At 36.1% G+C, this 24,714-nt stretch carries 14 protein-coding genes and 2 pseudogenes; 11 read left to right on the top strand and 5 right to left on the bottom strand.

Annotation, left to right across the window (positions count from 1 at the left end):
- The first annotated feature begins 88 nt into the window (after positions 1-88).
- Positions 89-7,255: a choice-of-anchor I domain-containing protein gene (locus GM3709_RS13935; protein ID WP_066120439.1), complete on the top strand. Its 7,167-nt coding sequence runs from the start codon at positions 89-91 to the stop codon at positions 7,253-7,255.
- Between the two features lie 181 nt (positions 7,256-7,436).
- Here the strand turns inward: GM3709_RS13935 and GM3709_RS19275 are convergent.
- Positions 7,437-7,723 (bottom strand): annotated as a pseudogene (locus GM3709_RS19275) (IS1 family transposase); the annotation flags it as partial.
- A gap of 203 nt (positions 7,724-7,926) precedes the next feature.
- Here GM3709_RS19275 and GM3709_RS13930 point away from each other — a divergent pair.
- Positions 7,927-8,364: a DUF3750 domain-containing protein gene (locus GM3709_RS13930; RefSeq protein WP_066120436.1), complete on the top strand. Its 438-nt coding sequence runs from the start codon at positions 7,927-7,929 to the stop codon at positions 8,362-8,364.
- A gap of 115 nt (positions 8,365-8,479) precedes the next feature.
- On the opposite strand, the gene psbM is transcribed toward GM3709_RS13930, so the two are convergent.
- Both psbM and GM3709_RS13920 read right to left on the bottom strand, forming a co-directional pair.
- Positions 8,480-8,584: a photosystem II reaction center protein PsbM gene (gene psbM, locus GM3709_RS13925; protein WP_015221999.1), complete on the bottom strand. Its 105-nt coding sequence runs from the start codon at positions 8,582-8,584 to the stop codon at positions 8,480-8,482.
- Between the two features lie 352 nt (positions 8,585-8,936).
- Positions 8,937-10,616 (bottom strand): glycosyltransferase family 39 protein, encoded by a 1,680-nt coding sequence (locus GM3709_RS13920; protein WP_158506740.1) that lies wholly within the window; start codon positions 10,614-10,616, stop codon positions 8,937-8,939.
- A 689-nt stretch (positions 10,617-11,305) separates the two neighbouring features.
- On the opposite strand from GM3709_RS13920, the gene GM3709_RS13915 reads away from it, so the two are divergent.
- Both GM3709_RS13915 and tkt read left to right on the top strand, forming a co-directional pair.
- The gene (locus tag GM3709_RS13915) at positions 11,306-13,678 is read left to right on the top strand and encodes a DUF4114 domain-containing protein (protein WP_066120431.1); all 2,373 of its coding nucleotides are present in this window, start codon (positions 11,306-11,308) and stop codon (positions 13,676-13,678) included.
- 509 nt (positions 13,679-14,187) lie between these two features.
- Positions 14,188-16,200, top strand: coding sequence for a transketolase (tkt, locus tag GM3709_RS13910; RefSeq protein ID WP_066120428.1), 2,013 nt, complete (start codon positions 14,188-14,190; stop codon positions 16,198-16,200).
- Positions 16,201-16,578: 378 nt separating this feature from the next.
- Here the strand turns inward: tkt and GM3709_RS19265 are convergent.
- Positions 16,579-17,321, bottom strand: a pseudogene (locus GM3709_RS19265) (IS1 family transposase).
- A gap of 360 nt (positions 17,322-17,681) precedes the next feature.
- Here GM3709_RS19265 and GM3709_RS13900 point away from each other — a divergent pair.
- The gene (locus tag GM3709_RS13900; protein ID WP_231937571.1) at positions 17,682-18,833 is read left to right on the top strand and encodes a lipopolysaccharide assembly protein LapB; all 1,152 of its coding nucleotides are present in this window, start codon (positions 17,682-17,684) and stop codon (positions 18,831-18,833) included.
- Between the two features lie 39 nt (positions 18,834-18,872).
- Here the strand turns inward: GM3709_RS13900 and sfsA are convergent, their stop codons facing one another.
- On the bottom strand, positions 18,873-19,595 hold the full coding sequence (sfsA, locus tag GM3709_RS13895; RefSeq protein ID WP_066120422.1) for a DNA/RNA nuclease SfsA: 723 nt from the start codon (positions 19,593-19,595) through the stop codon (positions 18,873-18,875).
- Between the two features lie 131 nt (positions 19,596-19,726).
- On the opposite strand from sfsA, the gene GM3709_RS13890 reads away from it, so the two are divergent.
- The 6 genes from GM3709_RS13890 to groL all read left to right on the top strand — a co-directional run bounded on the left by GM3709_RS13890 (position 19,727) and on the right by groL (position 24,378).
- Positions 19,727-20,365, top strand: a complete 639-nt coding sequence (locus tag GM3709_RS13890) for a hypothetical protein (RefSeq protein ID WP_066120420.1) — start codon at positions 19,727-19,729, stop codon at positions 20,363-20,365.
- Between the two features lie 111 nt (positions 20,366-20,476).
- Entirely contained in the window at positions 20,477-21,010 is a 534-nt protein-coding gene (locus GM3709_RS13885; RefSeq protein ID WP_066120417.1) for a pentapeptide repeat-containing protein, read from the top strand.
- Positions 21,011-21,087: 77 nt separating this feature from the next.
- A complete protein-coding gene (locus tag GM3709_RS13880; protein ID WP_066120415.1) occupies positions 21,088-21,768 on the top strand; it encodes a C40 family peptidase in 681 nt (226 codons plus the stop codon).
- A gap of 87 nt (positions 21,769-21,855) precedes the next feature.
- On the top strand, positions 21,856-22,056 hold the full coding sequence (locus GM3709_RS13875; protein WP_066120412.1) for a hypothetical protein: 201 nt from the start codon (positions 21,856-21,858) through the stop codon (positions 22,054-22,056).
- Positions 22,057-22,319: 263 nt separating this feature from the next.
- Positions 22,320-22,631: a co-chaperone GroES gene (gene groES / locus GM3709_RS13870; protein ID WP_066120410.1), complete on the top strand. Its 312-nt coding sequence runs from the start codon at positions 22,320-22,322 to the stop codon at positions 22,629-22,631.
- 121 nt (positions 22,632-22,752) lie between these two features.
- Positions 22,753-24,378: a chaperonin GroEL gene (gene groL, locus GM3709_RS13865; RefSeq protein ID WP_066120407.1), complete on the top strand. Its 1,626-nt coding sequence runs from the start codon at positions 22,753-22,755 to the stop codon at positions 24,376-24,378.
- The last annotated feature ends 336 nt before the right edge of the window (positions 24,379-24,714 follow it).

The following is a 24,714-nucleotide window of genomic DNA, read 5'->3' as shown; positions in this document are numbered from 1 at the left end:
TTTAACTTAAATCCTTTACCCTATAAGTGATTTCCTTTATGATGAGGGAAATTTCACTCATACAAAAATCGGTTAATAATGGTTAACTATGGACATTAATCTTAGTCTCATTGGTAGATACGCCAGTGAAAATGGTGCTGAAATTCCAGCATTTGATGCTATCAGTGAACAATTATTTGTGGTAGCTGGAGATGTAGTAGAAATCCTGAATTTAAGTGATACCAATAACATCACAAAAATTGGCGATTTACCTCTTAACACTCAAGCAGTAGGCGATGGTTTTGCTTTAATACCGAATAGCGTTGCGGTTGGCAAACAAGGCACAGTCAGTGAAGGAATTATCGCTGTTGCCTTAGCAATTGTTGAATCTGCTACGGGTAATCACCAACGAGGAGAAGTTCAATTTTTTGATGCCTCCACTGGAGAATTTTTAGGTAAGCAAACCGTTGGCTTTTTACCTGATATGGTGACATTTTCTCCTGATGGTACTAGAGTATTAAGTGCTAATGAAGGTGAGCCTAACGAAGATTATAGCTTTGATCCAGAAGGTTCTGTCAGCATTATTGATTTAAGCAGTGGAGTCGCTAACGCTACAGTACAAGAAGCTACTTTTACCGCTTTTAACAGTCAAATTGATCAACTTCGTAGTGAAGGAGTGCGTATTTTTGGACCTAATGCAACTGTCGCTCAAGATGTTGAACCTGAGTATATTGCATTTTCTGGAGATGGCACAAAAGCATGGGTGACATTACAAGAAAATAATGCGATCGCTATTGTGGATATTGCCACTGCTACCGTTGAATCTATTCAACCTCTAGGCTTTAAAGATCATAGTGTCAACTCTAGCACACTGGAAACTTACGAAATTGATAATTTACCCTCCATTGGTACAACTATTGGCAACCAAGAAATTCTCTTAGGGGGTTTTTCTGGTTTATTTTTTGAAGGCAAAACCGCCGATGGTAAATTAAAGTATATCACTCATACCGATCGAGGACCGAATGGTGAACCCACAGGCAGTAATCGCCCTTTCTTATTGCCAGACTTTAGCCCTGAGATAGTTCGTTTGGAGTTAGATCAAGCGACAGGGGAAATTACCATCACCGAAAGAGTTAGTATCAAACAAGCCGATGGCACTCCTATTACGGGTTTACCTAATATCAGTATTCCTGATGGCACAGGCAACACCCCTTATAATGACGAAATTCCTGTTGATTTAAACAATGAAGTAATCACTCCTCTCGATGCTGTTGGTGCAGATTTAGAAGGCATTGTAATGGCTGAGGATGGTACTTTTTGGATGGTGGATGAATACCGCCCTGCTATCTATCATTTTAATACCGATGGTACTTTGATCGATCGATTTGTACCCGAAGGCACGGGAGTCGCTGGTGGAGGTAGTGCAGGAGATTTTGGTATCGAAACCTTACCTGCGGTTATCGCTCAAAGAAGACAAAACAGAGGTTTTGAAGCGGTTGCCTTAGATAGTGACAATAATAAATTATATGCTTTTGTGCAAAGCCCTATCCGTAACCCTGACACTCTTAGTAATGGCACGTTAAACGGTTTAAATAACATCCGCATTGTGGAATTTGATCTTACCACCCAAACCACTACTGCTGAATATCTCTACCGTTTAGATAACCCTGATTTGGGTACAGAAGGAAACAGCCGTGCTGATAAAATTGGGGATGCAGTATATATTGGCAATGGTGAATTTTTAGTCGTTGAAAGAGATGATGATGCGATCGACAGCGATCCAAGTGCTAACATTGAAAAGAAAGTCTATCGTTTTAGTTTAGATGGTGCAACGAACATCACAAATCAATCTGCACCCATCGACTTAGGAGACGGAGTTTTCAAAACCGTTGACGAAATGACTCCCGAAGAATTAGCCTCTCAGGGTATCAATCTTATCAACAAAAATCTCTATGTTGATCTCAACCAAGTAGGTTATAACACCGTTGAGAAAGTAGAAGGTTTAGCCTATATGGGCGATAATTCGATCGCAGTTATCAACGATAATGATTTTCGTGTAGCGGGAATTACCCTTAACGGTGATGGCACATTCACCCTCAATGATGATTATACCCCCGAACCTGTAACCTTGGGCATTATTCAAGTTCAATCTAACGGTTTAGACGCAAGCGATCGAGATGATGCTATCAATATTGTTAATCATCCTGTTTTGGGTATGTATTTACCTGATGCGATCGCATCCTATACTGTCAATGGTGAAACCTATTATGTAACGGCTAACGAAGGAGATGCCAGACTTCGCCCTACTGGAGATGATGTTTTCCCTGACTTAGAAGAAGGAGACTTATACAACGAAGAATCAGGGGTTGATGATTTAATTCTCGATCCTGTGGCTTTTCCCAACTTCAGAGAGTTACAAGAAGATGAAAATTTAGGTCGTCTTAACGTTACTAACACTTTAGGGCAGAGCGATCGAGCCGTTTTTGTGTCAGAATTAGATGGTAGTCAAGAAGTGCCTCCTGTCACCACAGAAGCAGAAGGAGAGGCTTTAGCATGGGTTGATAACAATGGATTTTTACAAGTTGAGCTAGAAGTAACTGGGCTTGATTTTGGTGCTTTAACAGGCAACCCCCTTACTGAATCCACTGCTGATGATGTCACCCTCTTACACATTCACGAAGCCTTCCGAGGTGCAAATGGCGGCGTTGTATGGGATATTTTAGAAGATGCTGACACCGTTATCACCATCGATGAAGATGGTACAGCCAATTTAACCAGTACTTGGCAAGAAAATACCATCGAAAAAACTGCCCAAGGAGAAGACACCGAATATTACTTTAACCTTCATACTACTGGCAACCCCGGGGGTGAAATTCGAGGGCAAATTATCGGTGAAATCGCCTACGATGAACTTTATGCCTTTGGAACTCGATCGTTTACTATTTGGGATAGCGAAGGTAACTTAGTTTTTGACAGTGGCGACGATTTTGAACGTATCACCGCTCAAGCCTTCCCTGACTACTTCAACGCTAGTAACTCCAATAACGACTTCGACAACCGTAGCGACAACAAAGGGCCTGAACCAGAAGGGGTAACAGTTGGTACAATTTATGGTGAAACCTATGCTTTTGTTGGTTTAGAGCGCATCGGTGGGGTAATGGTTTATAACGTTACCAACCCTGAAACTCCCGAATTTGTCCAATATATCAACACCCGTGACTTTGAACAAGACCCTGAAACTAATTTAACGGATTCTGGTCCTGAAGGATTAATCTTTATTTCTGCACAAGATAGCCCCAATGGTAAACCCTTATTAGTAGTAAGCAACGAAGTAAGTAACACCACCAATGTTTTTGAACTCGATGCAGGATTTACTCCTCCTAATCAACCAGCACAAGTGCAAGGCTTGGAAACATTTGAGGTAGAGCCAGTTTTTACTGTTGGTGAAATTGTGGCTAATGGTAATGGCGAATATTATGTACCTCCCGGTATTCTCGATGGTTTAGGTGCATTTGCTCTCGATGATGACACTGTTCGAGTATTAGCTAACCATGAATTGAGTAGTGATGCTGGTTATGCCTATACCCTCGCTAATGGTACTCAATTGACAGGAGGGCGAGTTAGTTTCTTTGACATCAACAAGGATACTCGTGAACTAGAAGGAGCTGGATTAGCCTACGATACCATTATTAACCGTGCGGGTGAAGTGGTGGACGAAGCCAGTGATCTTGATTTTATGGGACTCGATCGCCTTTGTTCTGCTCAATACATTATTGCTAATCAATTTGGTGATAATCGTGGTTTAGTGGATGGTTTATTTTTCACTGGGGAAGAAACCGATGGCGGTACAGAATTTGTTTTAGATCCTGAAAGTAATACCCTTTATGCTGTGCCTTGGATGGGACGTGCCGCATGGGAAAGTGTTACTCAATTAGATACTGGTACAACGGACAAAGTAGCCTTATTAATTGGAGACGATCGAGGTGGTGCGCCTTTATTACTTTATGTAGGGGAAAAAGGACAAGGTGAAGGACCAGATATTCTTGTTCGCAATGGTTTAGCTCAAGGCAAACTCTACGTTTGGACGACTGATAATGGAGATATTGATCCTAGTCAGTTCAATGGTACTAAAGAAGGTCGATCAGGCAGTTTTGTCGAAATTGATTTTTATCGTCCTGAGTTAGCAAACACAGAGGGTTATGATTCCCAAGGTTTTGCCACTCAAGAAAAACAAGATGCTTTAGCCGAAGCAGTGGGAGCATTCAAGTTTTCTCGCCCTGAAGATCTTGCTACTAATCCTCAAGATGGTACGATCGCTGTGTTAGCATCCACTGGACGGGATAGTTTATTCCCGGAAGATAGTTGGGGTACAACTTATCAAATTGATGTGGACTTTGCCGACTTGAATAACATTACTGCTCAAGCTGATATTTTCTATGATGGTGATGACGCAGGAAATGGTCAATTTGAGAGTCCTGATTTTGGGTTGCGTAGCCCGGATAACCTAGAATGGGCAACCAATGGCTTAATCTATATTCAAGAAGATCGCTCTTTCGGCGAATTTGGTTTAACTTCAGGGGAAGAAGCCTCCATCTGGGAACTTAGCCCCGAAACAGGTATTCTTACTCGTGTTGCCCAGATCGATCGAACTGCTGTACCCGAAGGACAAACCGATGGTAGTCCTGACGATATTGGTAACTGGGAATCTTCAGGTATCATTGATGTTTCCAGTTTATTTGATGAAACCCCCGGTTCTTTATTCCTGTTTGATGTTCAAGCTCATTCTCTCCAAGATGGCGTGATTGAAAGAGAAGGATTAGTCCAAGGTGGACAATTAGCATTTTTTGAAAATACTGATAAAAACTTTACCTTACAACTACTTCACGCATCGGATCAAGAAGCTGGTATCCCCGCTTTACAAGATGCCATCGGCTTTTCTGCGGTGATGAATGCCTTAGATGCGAACTATGAGAATACCCTTAAACTCACTTCTGGTGACTTATTCATTGCTGGCCCTTTCTTTAATGCTAGTCTTGATATTTATGGACAACAAGGCATTGCAGACATCTTAATTCAAAACGAATTGGGTTGGGATGCCGCCGCCGTCGGTAATCATGAATTTGACGCAGGCCCTAGCACTTTCTATAATATGTTAGCTCCCAATGCAGAAATTGAAGGAGTTGGCATTGATCCAGAAACGGGTTATCTTGGTGCATTATTCCCCTACTTAGCTACTAACTTAGACTACTCTACTGATAGCTCTAACTTGAAAAATTTAGTAGTAGAATCTGGTGAAGCTCCTTTACCCAATAGCTTAACAGAGAGTACTGTTATTGATGTTAATGGTGAGCAAGTGGGGGTAATTGGTGCAGTTGTCCCTTATCTTCCTCAAATTGCCAATATCGGTGGTATCACCATGTTAACAGATCCTAACAGTCGAGATATTGAGGTTAACGCTCAACTTTTAGCCGATAATATTCAACCCTTTGTGGATGAGTTAATTAGTCAAGGTATCAATAAAATTGTCTTGATGACTCACTTACAACAGTTTGAGATTGAACAGGCTTTGGCAACTAAACTCACTGGTGTTGATATTATCATGGGCGGTGGTTCTCATCGTGTTATGGCGAATACAGATGATCCTCTCCGTGAAGATGAAACCCAAACTCCCCCTGAGTTATTGCAACCTTATCCTCAAGTATTCCAAGATGCTGATGGTAATGACGTTTATTTAATCAATACGGGGGCTAATTATCGTTATTTAGGACAGTTAATTGTAGAATTTGATCCTAATGGTCAAATTATCGAAATTGGCGATGATAGCGGTACTTTTGCCACAGATATTGAGGGTGTCGATCGACTTTACGAAGAAGATATTACCACTTTTGAGCAAGTAAAAGAAGTTGCTAATCCGGAGGTAGTGGCAGTTGTCGATAACGTCGGTGACTTCATTAACAGCAAAGATGGCACTATTTTTGGCAATACAGAAGTATGGCTTAACGGTTTTCGTTCTAGTGTGCGCACCGAAGAAACCAACCTCGGTAACTTAACCGCCGATGCAAACCTTTGGTATGCCGAACAATATGACTTTGATATTGATATTTCCGTGAAAAATGGCGGTGGTATCCGAGATCAAATTGGAGTATCCTTCATTGATGGTGGCACAAACGAGTTAGTACAATTACCTCCCCAAGCTAATCTAGCAGTAGGTAAAGAAGAAGGAGACGTTTCTCAATTAGACATTGAAAACTCCTTGCGTTTTAACAATATACTCTCCGTTGCAGATATTTCCGCTCAAGGCATCAAAGACTTAGCAGAGCATTTTGTGGCACAATGGGCAGAAGGTGCAACCCCCGGACAATTCGGACAGATTGGCGGTTTTAGCTTTAGCTTTGATCCTGATAATACTGCGATCGAGTTTATCCGTGATGATAATGGATTGGCAACAGGTGTTGAAGTGGCTGGGGAAAGAATCCAAAACTTAGTTTTAAACCGTGAAGACGGCACAAAAGAAGTTATTTTCTCTGATGGTGAATTTAAAGTTGATCCCAATGCTACCTATAAAATGGTAATTCTCGACTTTTTAGCTACTGGAGGTGACGGTTATCCTGCTTTCTACTTTGAAAATGTCGTCAGACTTGATACCTTAACCCCTGAAGGCTTACCCAATAACTCTAATTTGCCCATTGCTGGTGAACAAGATGCCTTAGCTGAATATTTAGCTGAGTTTCATCCCACTGCACAAGAAGCCTTTAACGAAGCTGACACCCCGATTTCCGAAGATACCCGTATCCAAAACCTCAACTTCCGTGATGATACCATCCTCGATGACACTGATCCTTTATTAAACGATCAAATTTATCGCTTCCGTACAGGAAATGGTACTTATCTCTATGTTGGAGCAGAAGAAAGACAAAGTATCTTACAGAGTAACTTCGGTTTTGTGGAAGAAGGAGAAGCATTCAAAGCGTCTTTTGAAGATGATGACGAATTAACTCCCATCTATCGTTTCCGTAATACAAATCTGACAGGCTCTTACTTATATGTAGGGGAAGAAGAACGTCAAAACCTCTTAAATAACAATAACTTTGGCTTTGTACAAGAAGGTTTAGCATTCTATACCTATGGTGCAGATGCACAACAAGGCGAAGATATTTATCGTTTTTCTACTGTACCCGGTGGCTATATCCTTGTAGGGAACGAAGAACGTCAAAGTATCGTACAAAATTACTCTAGCTTTACTCAAGAGGGAATTGCGTTTGAAGCATTAGCTTAAACCACTAGGGTGGGCATTGCCCACCTTTAATTCATCTTTTATTAACAGAGGTTAAGAAGAATCAGCTTTATGATTGTTAAGAAATTGTAACTATTTTTAAATATTACTCTACAGTGATTTACAATAAGACTAAATATTACAAAAAATTTGTAGTGGGCATTGCTGAATTAAGGTATGATTGTTAGATAAAGCGATCACCTTTGGCGGCACTGCACGATCGCACCTCACCTCGATAAGGTATGGGAATATCTTGGAATTTAAAATAATGAATCAAAAGTGAGATTGAATATTTCCGCATTTCGACAGACTTGGAATGGCAAAGGGTTTTTCTCTGTAATCTGGCTAGATAGTGCCTCAATCTCGTATTTTCTCCTTCAACCCTTGTCATATAAGTTTTACTGATGATTTGGTCCCCTCTGGGATAAAATTAGGATATACCTTCCAACCATCAGTTACATAAAAATAACAATTCTATGGTTGTGGATTAATAAACTGTCTACCACAATCAACACAAAGATGATTTTGCTTTCCTCTTTTCATTCCATTTTTGTTAATGTGCATAGAACTGCACTCGGGGCATTTGATCATTTTTTGATTTCTAATAAATTTGATCGCTTTATCTAACAATCATACCTTAATTCAGCAACGCCGTCTATTTTACTCAGATAATTATGGTTTTAAATGTTGATTTACGAGGGGCAAAAATTCCTTTTATTGGTTATATTGCTGTTCATTATTGGTTTGTAATTATTGATGATAAACAAGAAAGATGGGAAATTTGGCAAAGTCAAAATTTAGTAAGTAGTAGTTGGGGACATTTGCACAAAAATTTGATGGGGGTAACTCGTGGAGTGGGTAATGGTGATAGTTGGCTCGAAAAACAATGGCAAGGAGAAGAAGCACAAAAGTTAATCCGAATTATTCGATCGAGTCCTTTTAACTATCCTTATAATTATCTTTATCGTTATTATCCCGGCCCTAATAGTAATACTTATGTTCAATGGATTCTTGATGAGGGGAAAATCAATTATCCTTTATCATGGCGCGGATGGGGGAAATATTATGATCGAAGAAGACAAAAACAGAGAAAATTGAGAGAGAAAAACTAGGAAAAATAGTTTGAAAGAAACTACAATCAAGAGTGATCTGATCCTAGTAAAAACTCCTCATTTTCAGATAACAACAATAATAGTTGATTATCCAATTTTTTGATAAAGATGTTTATTAAGCCTCGTTTTTTCCTGTTTGAATATATAAAATCAAGAGAAAAACCGTAGGAACAAGCACAAATAAAAGAGTGGCAACAAAACCTAAATCATTAACTTGCATTTTTTTATTATTCTCACAACTCAACTGACGATAACTAGAATATCATAGTTTTGTCTTTTCACCATCTATTAATAACACATTTAGATAAATATAAAGAATTGTAAAATTTACTTGACTTTTTACAAATTTATATAAAAAATTTGGAATTTATTTTATCTGAATTTATCATAAATACTATAAAACAACCATAAAAATTTTCTTCTCTTTACAAAAAACTTGATCAGGACTTTACACAAAAATAGTTTTTTCACCACTCCAAACCCAAGTATTGAGGAGTAATTTTATTTTTATGGAAAGTAAGGGAGCCGGTATGTAAGTCCTATTGATAAAATCAATCTTTGTATAGTACTAATCAATTCTTCTGTCCAACAATTCCCAAAAATTGAAATATAACACCTTTTTTCCCTTTTTCAGAACGCCATAATACTTCATTATTATTACCTAAATTTTGGCAATTATTATCTACATCCAAACAAAATATATAATCAATATTATAAATATTATTAATTTTATCCACAAGATTAATATCTTTATAAGAAAAGGGAATTATTTTAAAATTAGGATTATAAAAAAGATATTGATAAATCCATGTATCATGAGTAGTAATTAATGCTACCTTAGAATTATCAACGATATATTTACTGAGAATATTAACAGGGGGAAAACCATGAATATCAAAATAAAAAGTTCTATTTTTTCCCAGATTAGTTTTACTCCAAATACTTTTTTCTCTAATAGATTTTGTCCAATGGAGAGGATTAAAATCTGTTAGATTGGTTACTTCAAATGGCTCTTTTAAAAGCGGTTTAGGATTATTAAAAGTAGCCACATATATTAAAGTAAATATTGAAATTAGAGTTATTAATTTTCCTAGAAACTTATTTAATTTAATATTAGTAAATAAATATGCTATTAAAACTCCTGAAGTACCAAAAAATAGGGAAAAAAAACGATTAGCCCAAGGTTGCCAGGCTAATTGATTACATAAAATTAAACTATAACTAATTAAATTTATACTAACGGCTTTTAAAAATAAATCTCTTTGAAAAACTCCATAAATTATACAAGGAATAACTAAGATAAATCCTAAAATTCCAAACCAACTAATATCCTCCGTCATTGCCCTTAAAATAAAAAAAGGAATACCATCATTATTACTAATCAGAGGAAATAAAGGAGATTTCATAATTCCACTATGTCCAAATATCAGATGAAAAGTATTATTATAAAATTTCATTAAATAATCTGTGATAGTATATGCTTCGTGATCTAATATTTTTTCAGTAACATATTTAGAGGTTAATTCTAAGGGTTCTAAAGAATCGATACTTTGAAAAATATATCTCACTAAATTACCTAAAGTTCCTTTTATACCATCAGTTTGTTTATGTAAATCTGCAAATTCTTCAGAACCATTCCAAGAACCAAAATGATTATAATTATGATAAAAAGTAAATAATGGTAAAAACACGAAAATAGGTAAAATACTGACTAAAAAAAAGTCTTTATACTTGATAATAGTTTTTAGCAAATATTGCCATGAATATTCTTTAATAAGAAGGTATGAAAAAATAATAACAAATGGCAAAGTAAAAGCAATAAAAATGGTTTTACAAGAAATGCCAAAAGATAAACTAATGGGTAATAAAACTAGATCTTCTACATTAATATTTGTTAATAATCTATAAGCTAAAATAAAACAAAATAATGCCACAGAAGCCGTTAAAATATCATTTTTTGTAGAGGTTGATTGTAAAACTAATTCAGGTAAACTAGCAATCACTAAAGTTGCGATAAGAGAATGTTCTTGAGAAGCATATCGACGAGCTAAACTATAAGTACCAAAAGATATGATTAAATAAGCAATGAAACTGAAAATACCGATACCGTAGTCAGTATAAAATCTCAAAAAAGAGTGGTGCAATATATCTGAGCCTACAGGAAAAATAGCTTGACTTTCTAAAGATACTTCCGTTAAAAATAATGATTTTTCTTGTTGAAATAGCAATACCCTAGCTAAATTATAAGTCATGCTATCCCAGTTGGATGGAGGTAATAATATTGCTTGTAAAAATAAATAACCCCAAACAATTAAAAGGATGCTAATAGTAATTTTATATTTAAGATAAAATAATTTAATGATTTTAAAACCTCTGTTAAATCTTTGAAAATCTTTTTTTAAAATATATAAACAAAAAATAATAGTAATTATCTCTATTAAAAACGATATATTAGGATTGTTTAATAAAAACGAGAATTGAAAAGAAAAAGAAAGAATTAAAAGAGTAAAAAACAGTCCTTTAGCTATAGACTCTGATAATTTTTCTTCCTTACGAAAACTAAATATAGTTCCTCCAATACATAAAATTAATATTTCAGTGAAAGTGATGATAAACATAAAAAATTAATAAGATTAAAAAACCTAAAGTAGATATTAAGGTTAAATTGAAAGTTTAGACAGTGTCATTATTTATCGGTGAAAACCTTGTTAGATCAATATTTCTGCTTATTTTAAATTGTTAAAGACACAAGACTGAAACCTTTATTCATAGAAGAATTATAGATTTAATTGATGAAACGACCTAAAATAATTAACGCTGTATTATTAATTAAATACTGAAAAAAGAAGAAAGTTAAGGTTAATCTTCAATCGATCATTTATCATGGAGAAATGAACACTTACATAGAAACCCTTACTTAAATAAAAATCTTACATAATATATGGCATTAAGTTATGTTGATCCCTCTTATATTAAGCCCATTCTTTTCGACTTTTGGCTGACGCAGGACACAGATTATACAAATCCTGATGGTAATGGAGAATGGGATACCACTAGCCCCGAATTTACTCCTTCCGAATATTCGGGAGGTTTATATGGTGGGTTAACTGATAGCGTTACTCAAAACTTTGACACAGCTAATGCTGTATATATTCCCACTGGTTTAACAAGTGCACCAATTACAATCGATAATTCTAATGGTTTGGAAACTCTAGCCGAAACGGCAACTTTGAGTATTTCCTATGCTGTAGGTCAAACTATTACAAAAACCAGTAGCGAAGCCTTTACTGCGGGAGTTTCCGCTTCTTTCTCCGTGAAAGAAAATGAGATTTTAGCAGAAGAAACAGAGAGTGTGACATTTAGTCTTTCTGCTACCTACTCTCTGGCTCAATCTGATACAACTTCGACCGTAACCACCACTACTACATCATTAGCAGTACCAGTGAATGTACCTTCGGGTAAAATATATCAAGTAGTTCTAGTTGGTGAAACTGCCAAAGCAACCATACCCTATACTTTCATTGTTACTCTTGAGGGAAATACTAATGCTTTTATACCCGAGAGTGATGTAGATTTTGGTTCAGAACCTATTGAATTATATCCTGATGGTAACAACAATGAGGTATTACCGCTTTCTGTCCCTATAGTTGATGTTTGGGAAACGGCATATTTAGGGGCGACTCAAGATTGGATGTATGGTAACAACCAAACCTATTTTCCAAATCTGGATGTCAGTCAATGGGCATTTAATGACAGTGGCGCTACCGATGCTTGGGGACCCGATGTTCAAGCCGCCATTATCAATCAAACAGGTACTTGGGAAGTACAAAGTGCGACTCCTTTTTCTTCCAAAATTTATGAAGTTGATCAATTTGGCAATATTATCAACGGTGCATCATCTTTACGGGTTGCTGACAGTGGAGATTCACAACAAGCTTCTGCGGTATTAGCAGAAACAGAAGAAGATCCGGGTATCGGAAAATATGCTGAACTTCCCGAAGATGTCACAGAATATACTGGCACGGTTTATGACGACTTCGTCTATGGCACGGCACAAGACGATCGAATTGCTGTTTTGGGCGGTGGTGATATTGTCTATGGCAAAGCAGGAGACGACTACATTGAAGCGATCGAACCTAACGATACCACAGGAATTAAAGATGCTCTCTATGGAGAGGAAGGCGATGATACATTAGTTCTGACTGCTCAAAGTCTTTTTAATCAAGTGGATGGTGGTAGCGGAGATGATACCTTCATTATCAATGCACCCCGTACGATATTACGGGGAGGAGAAGATAACGACACTTTCAAGTTAAATTATCAAAACTCCACAGGTTCGATCGTCATAGATGATGCTGGTAGTAATAAACTAATTTTACAAGATGAAAGTGATCAACCCATTGCTAATACAGAGTTAAAATTTGTCCGATTCAACGATGATCTCATTATCGAGGGAGATGAAGAAACGGGTTTTAACACCGACACAGATATTTTCTGGCAAAATTTCTTCCAAGGGGAAGGCAATGAAGTTAATGGTTTAGATCAAACCGCCCTTGAATCTCTTACGGAAGTAACTCCTCCTACTCCCCTTGCGTTATCCTTTGCTAACAGTCTTAATGAGGTATTCGATCCTGAAGCTCTTTATAATGTAGGAAATACCGCCCTTGCCTATTTCAGAGAAACAGAGACAGGGGAAGAAGGTACTCTCCTTTATAATACTGCTTCCGATACTAAAGGTAGTGTAGAAGAAACGGCATTAGAGGAAACAGATGCACTATTTCATAACTTGATTGGACTTTACAAAGTCGAAAATGGTAGGGGGGCAGTGCGTGATACTTTGGATCTCGATGGGGATGGTTCAGTTACGGATGTACTATTACCCGGTGATGCAGGTTATGCCAGAACAGCCCTTAACAATATTGCTGATAATTTCATTTTACAACTAGGTGCTGATGGAGACAGTAGCAAAAACACCACGGCATCAGAATTTGGAGATGTTATTATCGAAGATAATGAAGTATATGCTCCCTTTGTTATTGCCAATGGTGGAAGATTTATTCCTGCGGGAGGCACTCTCGAAGATGGTATTACTGCATTTTTGCTAGAAAATCCCAACAATCAAGGCGCAACAGCAGAAAACTTTATGACTCATGCTGTAGCTTATTTTAGCTTTGGTAATGCTAATCCTGATGCTTCGGAACATCTAAAAAATTTAGGTAATAATACCTTTGGTTTTGAAGATTTACCCGGTAATTTAGCTATCAGCGACAATGACTTTAATGACGCTGTTTTCAACTTTACTTTTTCAGCCTAACTTTGATTTTCTCACCCTACCCCCTCTCCAAAAGGAAAGGGGAGAATTGATTTTTTATGTTGACCAAAACTCGATCGAGCCTTGTTATAATGTCTTTCTTAGAATAAATTGACAAGGAACTCATAGATCATTTTAAAACAACAAAACCTTAGTTCGATGCAAAATGTATGGGTAATAGCAAGGTATTAGTTGTTAGGTATTGGGTAAATAATTGATGAAAAACTGTTAACAATTGATTTTACTTAGATTAATTTAATTAAATAATTCAATCAGATTTGGTATTTTTAGAATCTAAACCCTAAATCATAAACCCTAAAACTTACCTACATCAAGGATTTTTTCTCGAACTCAAGTGAACAAGGATCACTAACAGGTAAAATTGGCTTCTTAATCAATTAAATTTAAAATATGAAATTTATTTCTTAGCTTCTTGCGATCTCTGCTAAACAATGAGAAGATATAGGCTAACTGATCAAGTTATGTATATTTAGTTAAATTTAAAATTAATTATGGTGGTTGCAACCCAATCTATTCAAGAACTCTGCGTTAATGCTATTCGTTTTCTCTCCATCGATGGCGTTGAAAAAGCTAAATCAGGACATCCGGGTTTACCTATGGGCGCAGCTCCTATGTCTTTTGTTCTCTGGGATCAATTCATGCGTTTTAATCCCAAAAATCCTCAGTGGATAAACAGAGATAGATTTGTTCTTTCTGCTGGTCATGGTTCTATGCTTCAATATTCTTTATTACATTTATTTGGTTATGATAGCGTTACTATTGAAGATTTAAAACAATTCCGTCAGTGGAAATCTAAAACTCCCGGACATCCTGAAAACTTTGTAACTGCCGGTGTTGAAGTAACTACGGGCCCTCTTGGACAAGGTATCGCTAATGGTGTTGGTTTAGCTTTGGCTGAGGCTCATTTAGGAGCAAAATATAACAAGCCTGATTGTACTTTAATCGATCATTACACCTACGTTATTCTTGGTGATGGTTGCAACATGGAAGGTATTTCTGGAGAAGCGGCCTCTTTAGCAGGACATTGGGGTTTAGGCAAACTTATCGCTTTATATGATGATAACCACATTTCGATCGATGGTAGCACAGACATCGCTTTTACTGAAGATGTATCTAAGCGTTTTGAGGCTTATGGTTGGCACGTTCTCCATGTAGAAAATGGTAATACTGACTTAGATGCGATCGCCGCCGCTATTGCTGAAGCTAAATCTGTTACGGACAAACCCTCCATGATCAAAGTTACTACTACGATCGGTTATGGCTCTCCTAAAAAAGCTAATACTGCTGGAGTACATGGTGCTGCTTTAGGGGGTGACGAAGTAGAAGCTACCCGTAAAAATTTAGGTTGGAATTATGATCCTTTTGTTGTGCCTGATGAAGTATATAGTCATTTCCGCAAAGCGATCGAAAAGGGTGCAAGTTTAGAAGCAGAATGGAATCAAACTCTTGCTACCTACAAAACTAAGTATCCTACCGAAGCTAAAGAATTTGAAACCATTACCTCTGGTGTACTTCCTGAAAATTGGGCGGATTGCTTACCATCCTACACCCCTGAAGACAAGCCTTTAGCAAGTCGTAAACATTCTGAAAATTGCTTAAATGCGATCGGCAAAGTATTACCTCAGTTAATTGGTGGTTCGGCGGATTTAACTCACTCCAACTTAACGGAAATCCATGTATCTGGAGATTTCCAAAAAGGTGCTTATGAAAATCGTAACGTCCATTTCGGTGTACGGGAACACGCTATGGGTGCGATTTGTAATGCAATTTCTCTCCATAACACTGGTTTAATTCCTTACGGTGCGACCTTTTTAGTCTTCACTGACTACATGAGAAATTCCATCCGTCTTTCTGCATTATCTGAAGCACAAGTTATTTGGGTCATGACTCATGATTCGATCGCATTGGGAGAAGATGGCCCTACTCACCAACCCGTCGAGCACGTTGCTTCTTTACGTTTAATTCCTGATTTAATGGTATTTCGTCCTGCTGATGGAAATGAAACCTCTGGAGCTTATAAAGTAGCGATCGAAAGCAAGAAAAAATCTTCTCTCATGGCTTTAACCCGTCAAAACTTACCCAACTTAGCTGGATCATCGATCGATGCTGTCGCTAAAGGTGGGTATGTCGTTGCTTGTGGATTTGCACCTCAAGAATTAGATTTAATCTTAATCGGTACTGGTAGTGAAGTTGGGCTTTGTGTTGAAGCGGCTGAAAAATTAAAAGCAGAAGGCTTGAAAGTTCGTGTTGTATCTATGCCTTGTATCGAATTATTCGACTTACAAAGCGATGAATACAAAGAATCTGTATTACCCAAAGCCATCAAAAAACGTGTTTCTGTGGAAGCTGGTGTAACCTTTGGTTGGGAACGTTTTGTCGGTGATGAAGGGGCTTGTATTGGTATTAATACTTATGGTGCATCGGCTCCGGGTAACGTTGTTATGGAGAAATTCGGTTTCACCGTTGATAACGTAGTAGCAACCGCCAAAAAAATTCTAGGCTAATTTATTTTAGTTATTTTTCCTGTAGGGTGGGCAATGCCCACCTTTTTATTACTTAATTTATCGGTGTTATATCAAGTTCTGATAATTAGTTATAAAAACCGTGTAGCGTCTTTGCGAGAGAAAATATTAGAACCATTTAAACAAACATGACACAAGTCCTATAATTTTATGTAAAGTCCACAATCTATTTTGTCTAAGTATTTATTGTACCGCCCTCCTCTGTAGATTTAGCTTTTGATTGGGCACAAGATGGATCTGCACCACCTACAATTTTCTTTTTCAACAATCTACACCCAGAAATCATTACTAATATTTGATAACATATCGACAAAAAGAAGCCAATTTTATTGACGGCATTGCTGAATTAAGGTATGATTGTTAGATAAAGCGATCACCTTTGGCGGCACTGCACGATCGCACCTCACCTCGATAAGGTATGGGAATATATTGGAATTTAAAATAATGAATCAAAAGTGAGATTGAATATTTCCGCATTTCGACAGAATTGGAATGGCAAAGGGTTTTTCTCTGTAATCTGGCTAGATAGTGCCTCAATCTCGTATTTTCTCCTTCAACCCTTGTCATATAAGTTTTACTGATGATTTGGTCCCCCTCTGGGATAAAATTAGGATATACCTTCCAACCATCAGTTACATAAAAATAACAATTCCATTGTTTTATTCTTTCTCACAACGGTTGAAATGTTTCGGCACTTCTATCCCCCACAACCCATTCTAAAATGCCTGGTTTAAAGTGATCTACCCCAATCCATAACCACATTTTGTTTTTTTTGAACCCACAAATGTTTGTAATTCATCTAATTCACCGACTTTAAGTATGGTTTCGGCTTGATAACTATTGGGCAAAAGCTTTGCCACATCTTTCACCCAATTAATCACGGTAGTATGAGGAACTCCTTTTACTCTTTCAATTGCTCGAAAGCCCATACCATTGACATACATTTTTAAGCACTCACTTCTAATCTCATCACTATAACCTCTGGAATTAGATGGTTATGGATTAATAAACTGTCTACCACAATCAACACAAAGATGATTTTGCTTTCCTCTTTTCATTCCATTTTTGTTAATGTGCATAGAACTGCACTCGGGGCATTTGATCATTTTTTGATTTCTAATAAATTTGATCGCTTTATCTTAAAATCATACCTTAATTCAGCAACGCCAAAATTAGAATTATAGCGTTTTTCATGGTTCCGGGGTACAAAAATAAAATTAAAGTTTCTCTGATTAAAAGATTTGAGCGTATCTCATAAGGATAGAAATTGCTATATACCCAGAATGATCGACCAATTCGATCGAGATAGTACCATTTCTGCTAAATTTATCTCGTGAAGATTTTATGGATTTGAAAAAATAAGAATTAACCATTAAGATTTATTTATATTGTGAGAGCTTTTTTATTTATAAATTATGAATTTACTTTTGCCCCAAATTTTCAAGATTAGTTTTCTATTTTTTTTGTTACTTTTTACCGGTAAATCTACTTTAATTTTAGCTCAAACAGAAGAAGTAAAAGTTAATCCTTTATTAGTTGATTTTAAAGATGAATTATTACCTACAATAAAACGAGATTTAACTGGTTTAGAAATCAAAAGAATTCAAACTAAAATAGCAGATTTAGATAGTTTAGCCCAAGAAGAATCTAAAGCAGGAAATGATGATGTTGCTTTTGCCTTATGGTATCGATCGATTAATTTAAGTCGAGTACTAGGCATAAAAGAAGAAATTATAATAATAACTAAAGTGGGTAAAGTTGCATGGGATAAAAGTCGTAATGAAGATATTAACTTTTTAAATGAAAGATTAGTGATTTTAGAATCTCAAAATAGTAAAGATGGTCAAATTAATCAAGAATATTTACCTTTATTTATTGATGCCTATGAGGCTTTACATAATTTAGATCGATCGATTGCTATTAATAAAAAAAATCTTGAATTAGCTCGATCGACAAATGATAGTTCTACTATTAAAACTATATTAGAAAAATTAGGAAAATTTTACATAGCTAAATTTGATTATTTTCGTGCAGAACCTATTTATACAGAATTGTTAAATATCGCTAGAGTTGAAGTAGATTATTTAGCAGAAGGTATTTATTTACGCAAATTAGCAGAAATTAGTGGAGCGATCGTTAATCCTGAAAATGCAATAAAATATAAGCAAGAACTAGCAGAAACTTATGTAAAAAATCAGGATTTGTTAAACTTATCTATGATAAAAATTTCTATCGGTGATGACTATAAAACTTTAAAAAAACCAGAAGAATCAGCTAAATATTATCAAGAGGCTTTCTCGATCGCATGGTCATTAACACAATATTCGATCGCAGGAGATGCGTTAGAGAAACTAGGTATTCTTTATCAAGAATATGAACAATTTGATTCTGCCTTGCAAATTTATCAAGAATTAATTAAAGTGCAACAACTCTCTTATAATTATTATGGTTTGATGAATAGTTATGATTATATGGGTATAATTTATAGCAAAAAACAAGATTATTCTTCCGCTTTAAAATCTTATCAAAAAGCCCTAGAACTTGCCCGTAGTCTTAGTCATAAAGAAGACTATTTTTTAGGAAAAATTAATGAATTGGGAACAACTAATAATTAAAATATTCATAATTTTAAATAATTACTAAATTTTTTTTAATTAATGGTTAATTGTCCCTAAATATTTAACCCCTTTGGGAGTAATTTCAAAACGACAAGGTAAGATTTTTACTCCTTTTTCCATTGCTTGATAAAATAAATCTGCGTAGGTTCGATCGTATTTTTCCCCCACTCCAAATAATTCACAATCCGATCGACTGATAAAATATAACATCACCGTTTTAGTGGTAGAACATAAATTAATTAACTCTTGTAAATGCTTTTGTCCTCTAGTTGTCTCAGTATCAGGAAATAATGCAACTCCATTTTCAGCGAGAGTAGTATTTTTTACCTCAATATAAATATCAGAATCTCCTCCCTTCAAGACAAAATCGATACGACTTTTGCCATCATGACCAAATTTTACTTCACTTTTGATCTGAGTATATTGTCCTGCCAATTCTGGAATTAACTGTTTTTGCAAAGCTAATTTGACAATCTGATTAGGTAATGCCGTATTAATACCAACCCACACAGGATTATTTTCTCCCACCTCTATCATTTCCCATGTGTAAGCTAGTTTACGCTTTGGGTTATTACTTTTAGACACCATTACTCGACTGTCCACACTACACAATCCTAACATTGGCCCGGTGTTAGCACAATGAGCCGTAATTAATTCTCCTGTTTCCAATTCAATATCTGCAAGAAAACGTTTATATCTTTTTTTCAGAATACCTGATATTAAAGGAGGATAACAATACAGTCGAGTTTCTGTAGTCATGGGAGAGAAATCAAATTGATAATTCAAATGTTACTACTTCAGTATATCATCCCCTGACCATGATATAATTTGCTGTTGGTTTTATTTCAAAAACATTTATCATCTCACCATCAAAAGAAAAAGATTAAAACATGAGTGTTGAACTCCGAAGCTACGTTTATTTAGACCGATTACAACCTCAACACGCTTCCTATATTGGTACAGTTGCCTTAGGTTTTTTACCATTACCCGGAGATGCCTCTCTTTGGATTGAAATTTCTCCGGGGATTGAGATAAATAGAATTACTGATATAGCTTTAAAATCGGCAGTAGTACGTCCAGGTGTTCAATTTGTGGAACGTCTTTATGGATTATTGGAGATTCATTCTAGTAATCAAGGGGAAACAAAAACCGCAGGAAAAGCAATTTTAGATGCTTTAGGAGTTAGTGAAAAAGACTGTTTAAAACCTGAAGTCGTTTCTAGTCAAATTATTCGTAATATTGATCCTTATCAAGCACAAATTATTAACCGCAATCGACGAGGGCAAATGTTATTAGCTGGAGAAACTTTATATGTTTTAGAGGTAAAACCAGCCGCCTATGCTGCTTTAGCGGCTAATGAAGCAGAGAAATACGCCTTGATTAATATTCTTTCAGTTCAAGCAGTGGGTAGTTTTGGCAGACTTTATTTAGGTGGTGCAGAAAGAGATATAAAAGCAGGGGCAGAGGCGGCTTTAGGTGCGATCGCAAATATAGGAGGACGTATAAATGTAGATCAGGTGAAGGAATAAGTAAGAAATAATGAAAAATCTTAATTTTTAACACTAACGAGAATTTGAAACACTCTTTTCATTGATTCATGTTATAACGAGAAAAACTATTAACTATTTATTGAAACAGTCATGGATAATCAAGAATATTGGAGAAATTTAATTAAAAATGTCGCAAATTGGAATCAATGGCGTGTTTATAATCAAGATGTGTTAATCGATCTTACAGGGATGAGTTTTAGTAGTTATGACTTGGAAGGCATTAATTTAAGTAACTGTAATTTAACCGATGGGAATTTTATTGGTAGTAATTTGCGATTTGCGAATTTAAACCATGCAGACTTAACAAAAACTAATCTAATTGGGGTTAATTTGAGACTAGCTAATTTAAGAAATGCAACATTAGTTAACACTAAGCTACATCGATCGAACTTGTCTGAAGCTGATTTGAATTATAGCACGATCGTTGAATCAGATTTTAGTAATGCTATTTTATACGAAACAGAACTAGGAGAAGCGACAATATTAAAAAGCAATTTTAGTAATGCTCAATTAATTAATACTCATTTTATAAAAGCTAATATTATTTTAAATAATTTTGAAGATACAATTATTAAAAACGTAGATTTTCGCTGGACAAAAAAAGTTAAAAATAAATTTAATTAATTCTTGTATAAAAAGAAAATTATTATTTAAAGTTTTATCACTTTCATTTAAAACCTCGTTATTAATGAATAAAGTATATGTTAGACTCATTACCTAAATCTAATTCAGAAGAATTTTATAGTGTTAAAAACTTAAATTTATATGCAAAATCTGATTGTAAAGAGTTAGCAACTCAAATGGCAAAAGGGCGACAATTGAAAATTATTTCTCCCTCTATAGTAGATAATGCGATCAAAATTTGTTTATGTGAAGATCATTATCCTGCATGGCTTTCTATCGAGGACTTATCTTTTTTAAAACCTGCATCAAAACCCTATTCTTCTACTTTTATTTCTCAGGAAAAAATTGCTAGTTTAATACCTAAAATTATCGAATTTACTTATCTAGCAATGAACACACCTAATTACTACCTTTGGGGAGGTACTGTTGCACCTAATTATGATTGTTCAGGGTTAATACAATCTGCTTTTACTAGTGTGGGAATTTGGCTTCCTAGAGACTCCTATCAACAGGAAAATTTTGCCACTAAAATTACTATTAATGAATTAAGATCAGGGGATTTAATCTTTTTTGGAACAAAAAGAGTTACTCATGTAGCGTTATATTTAGGAAACGATCGATATATTCACAGTTCAGGGAAAGAAATCGGTAATAATGGTATTGGAATTAATCTGATTAGGGGAGATTTAGATATAGTTAGTCAAAACTACTACAAACAATTTTGGAGTTGTGGCAGAATAACCCAATCACTTCCATAAACCTTAAGAAAATCTAAGTTTTGTTATAAAAGTTAATATTTATTTGAGATATGTATTAGAATAGACTAGAACTTAAGTTGTTAAGAAATGTTAATCCCGATTCTCATTTTCGATGTGGCACTGGTAGCTTGGTCGTTGCACTTAATGCAACAGGCTTTCGATCACCGTGAATTTTCCTTAATGTTAGCCGGTGTATTAGTAGCATTATGTGCCGCAGCCATGATGGTAGTTTATTTTTTAGTAAATAATTGCTTATCTTATCTTGCGAATAGTCATTATGTTGGTTAATCGATCGTGTAGGTGTTCATCATAGATTATTGGTTTTTCTCCTCATCAAACCATTTGATTAAATCACCCTGAATAGTCCATAATTCTTCATTTTTTCGTCCTGTGTACTATCTTCTAATCATATAAGTTCGGAAACCCGTACAGTTAAGGTACTTGCTATGACTATAAATTTTCGGTTAAATTAGCACTCGTAAGGTGAGAGCGCTAAAAATAAAACGACTCACTAAAAACTATAATTAATTTATAAAAGGAGTAAACCATCAATGGCTGCAATTACCATTAATGTATCAACCGTTAAGCCTTTAGGCGATCGTGTATTCGTTAAAGTCAGTGAAGCAGAAGAAAAAACCGCAGGTGGTATCTACTTACCTGACAATGCCAAAGAAAAACCCCAAGTCGGAGAAGTCGTTACCGTAGGGGAAGGTAAAGTAAACGATAAAGGAGAGCGTACTCCCGTTGAAGTTAAAGTTGGTGATAAAGTACTCTATTCCAAATATGCAGGTACTGACATCAAACTCGGTGGCGATGATTATGTTTTACTCTCCGAAAAAGACATTCTCGCTGTAGTTTCCTAATTACTTATTTTAAAAATCCAAAGACGTTGCAAAAAAAAGAAAAACCCTTTGCGTCTTTGCCTCTTTGCGAGAGAAAAATCACAAATATCGAAAAACTTACAAAAAATAAAAAGAACTAATTATGGCAAAATCAATTATTTACAACGAAGAAGCCCGTCGTGCCCTAGAAAAAGGGATTGACTTATTAGCTGAAGCAGTAGCTGTTACTCTTGGTCCTAAAGGACGTAACGTAGTATTAGAGAAAAAATTTGGTGCTCCTCAAATTGTTAATGACGGTGTAACCATCGCTAAAGAAATCGAATTAGAAGATCACATCGAAAATACTGGAGTTGCTTTAATTCGTCAAGCGGCTTCTAAAACCAACGATGTGGCTGGTGACGGAACTACCACCGCTACTGTATTAGCTCATGCGATCGTCAAAGAAGGCTTACGCAACGTGGCTGCTGGTGCTAACCCCATAGCTCTCAAGCGTGGTATCGACAAAGCTACCGAGCATTTAGTAGAAAAAATTGCGAGTCATTCCAAAAAAGTAGAAGACAGCAAAGCTATTGCTCAAGTGGGTACTATCTCCGCAGGTAACGATACCGAAGTGGGTGATATGATTGCCAAAGCGATGGAAAAAGTAGGGCAAGAAGGCGTTATCTCCCTCGAGGAAGGTAAATCTATGGAAACCGAACTCGAAATCACCGAAGGGATGCGTTTCGATAAGGGTTATATTTCTCCTTACTTCGTAACTGATACCGAACGTATGGAAGCAGTATTTGAAGATCCTTTCATCTTAATTACTGACAAAAAAATTACCTTAGTTCAAGATTTAGTACCTGTTTTAGAACAAGTTGCTCGTCAAGGCAAACCTTTAATCATCATTGCTGAAGACATCGAAAAAGAAGCTCTTGCAACCTTAGTTGTTAACCGTCTTCGTGGCGTGTTAAACGTTGCAGCTATTAAAGCTCCCGGATTTGGCGATCGTCGTAAACAGATGTTAGAAGACATTGCTATTTTAACTGGTGGACAAATGATCAGTGAAGATGCTGGTTTAAGACTTGATACCACCACTGTAGATCAATTAGGTTCTGCTCGTCGTATTAGTATCACGAAAGATAGCACCACGATCGTCGCAGAAGGTAACGAGAAAGAAGTTAAAACCCGTTGTGATCAAATTCGCCGTCAAATCGAAGAATCTGATTCTTCCTACGACAAAGAAAAATTACAAGAGCGTTTAGCTAAATTAAGCGGTGGCGTTGCGGTAATTAAAGTTGGTGCGGCTACCGAAACTGAAATGAAAGATCGTAAGTTACGCTTAGAAGATGCCATCAACGCCACTAAAGCAGCTGTAGAAGAAGGTATCGTTCCAGGTGGTGGTACAACCCTAGCACACTTAGCTCCTGAATTGGAAGCATGGGCAACTGCTAACCTCTCTGCTGAACAGTTAACTGGTGCTTTAATCGTAGCTCGTGCCTTAACTGCACCTTTAAAACGTATTGCCGAAAACGCTGGTCAAAATGGTGCTGTTGTAGCTGAAAGAGTTAAAGAAAAAGACTTCAACACTGGTTATGATGCTTCTAACAATGAGTACGTGGATATGTTCGCCGCAGGTATTGTTGATCCTGCTAAAGTAACCCGTTCTGCTATTCAAAATGCAGCTTCGATCGCTGGAATGGTATTAACCACTGAATGTATTATTGTTGACAAACCTGAGAAAGATAAAGCTCCCGCTCCTGCCGGTGGCGGTGACTTCGATTACTAAAACTCAGTGAAATAACTGTAGGGTGGGTCATTTTTGGCTCACCTTTTTTTGTGTAACAATATATTTATATTTTTTTAATAATTGGTATTTTTTTTAGAATGATTACATAGTAATGATTTCAGAAGAAATGCTTTAATCTCGTCAAAGTCTTTTGTTATTTTAAGTTACAGGCGTAAATATTAAATAGGTTCTATCGGGTGGGTCATTTTTGGCTCACCTTTTTTACGCAGAAAAAATAAAAACAAAAATCCTAATATTAATATAATGAACATGGGTGAAAATAAAATACTGCTCCAAATAAGAGGAAAAATAATTTCTTTTAGATTCATACCGCAA

Origin of the sequence: Geminocystis sp. NIES-3709, from assembly GCF_001548115.1 — a bacterium.
Lineage (GTDB): Bacteria > Cyanobacteriota > Cyanobacteriia > Cyanobacteriales > Cyanobacteriaceae > Geminocystis.
The sequence above is the reverse complement of the archived record's forward strand: the minus strand, read 5'-3'. Positions and strand labels throughout refer to the sequence as shown.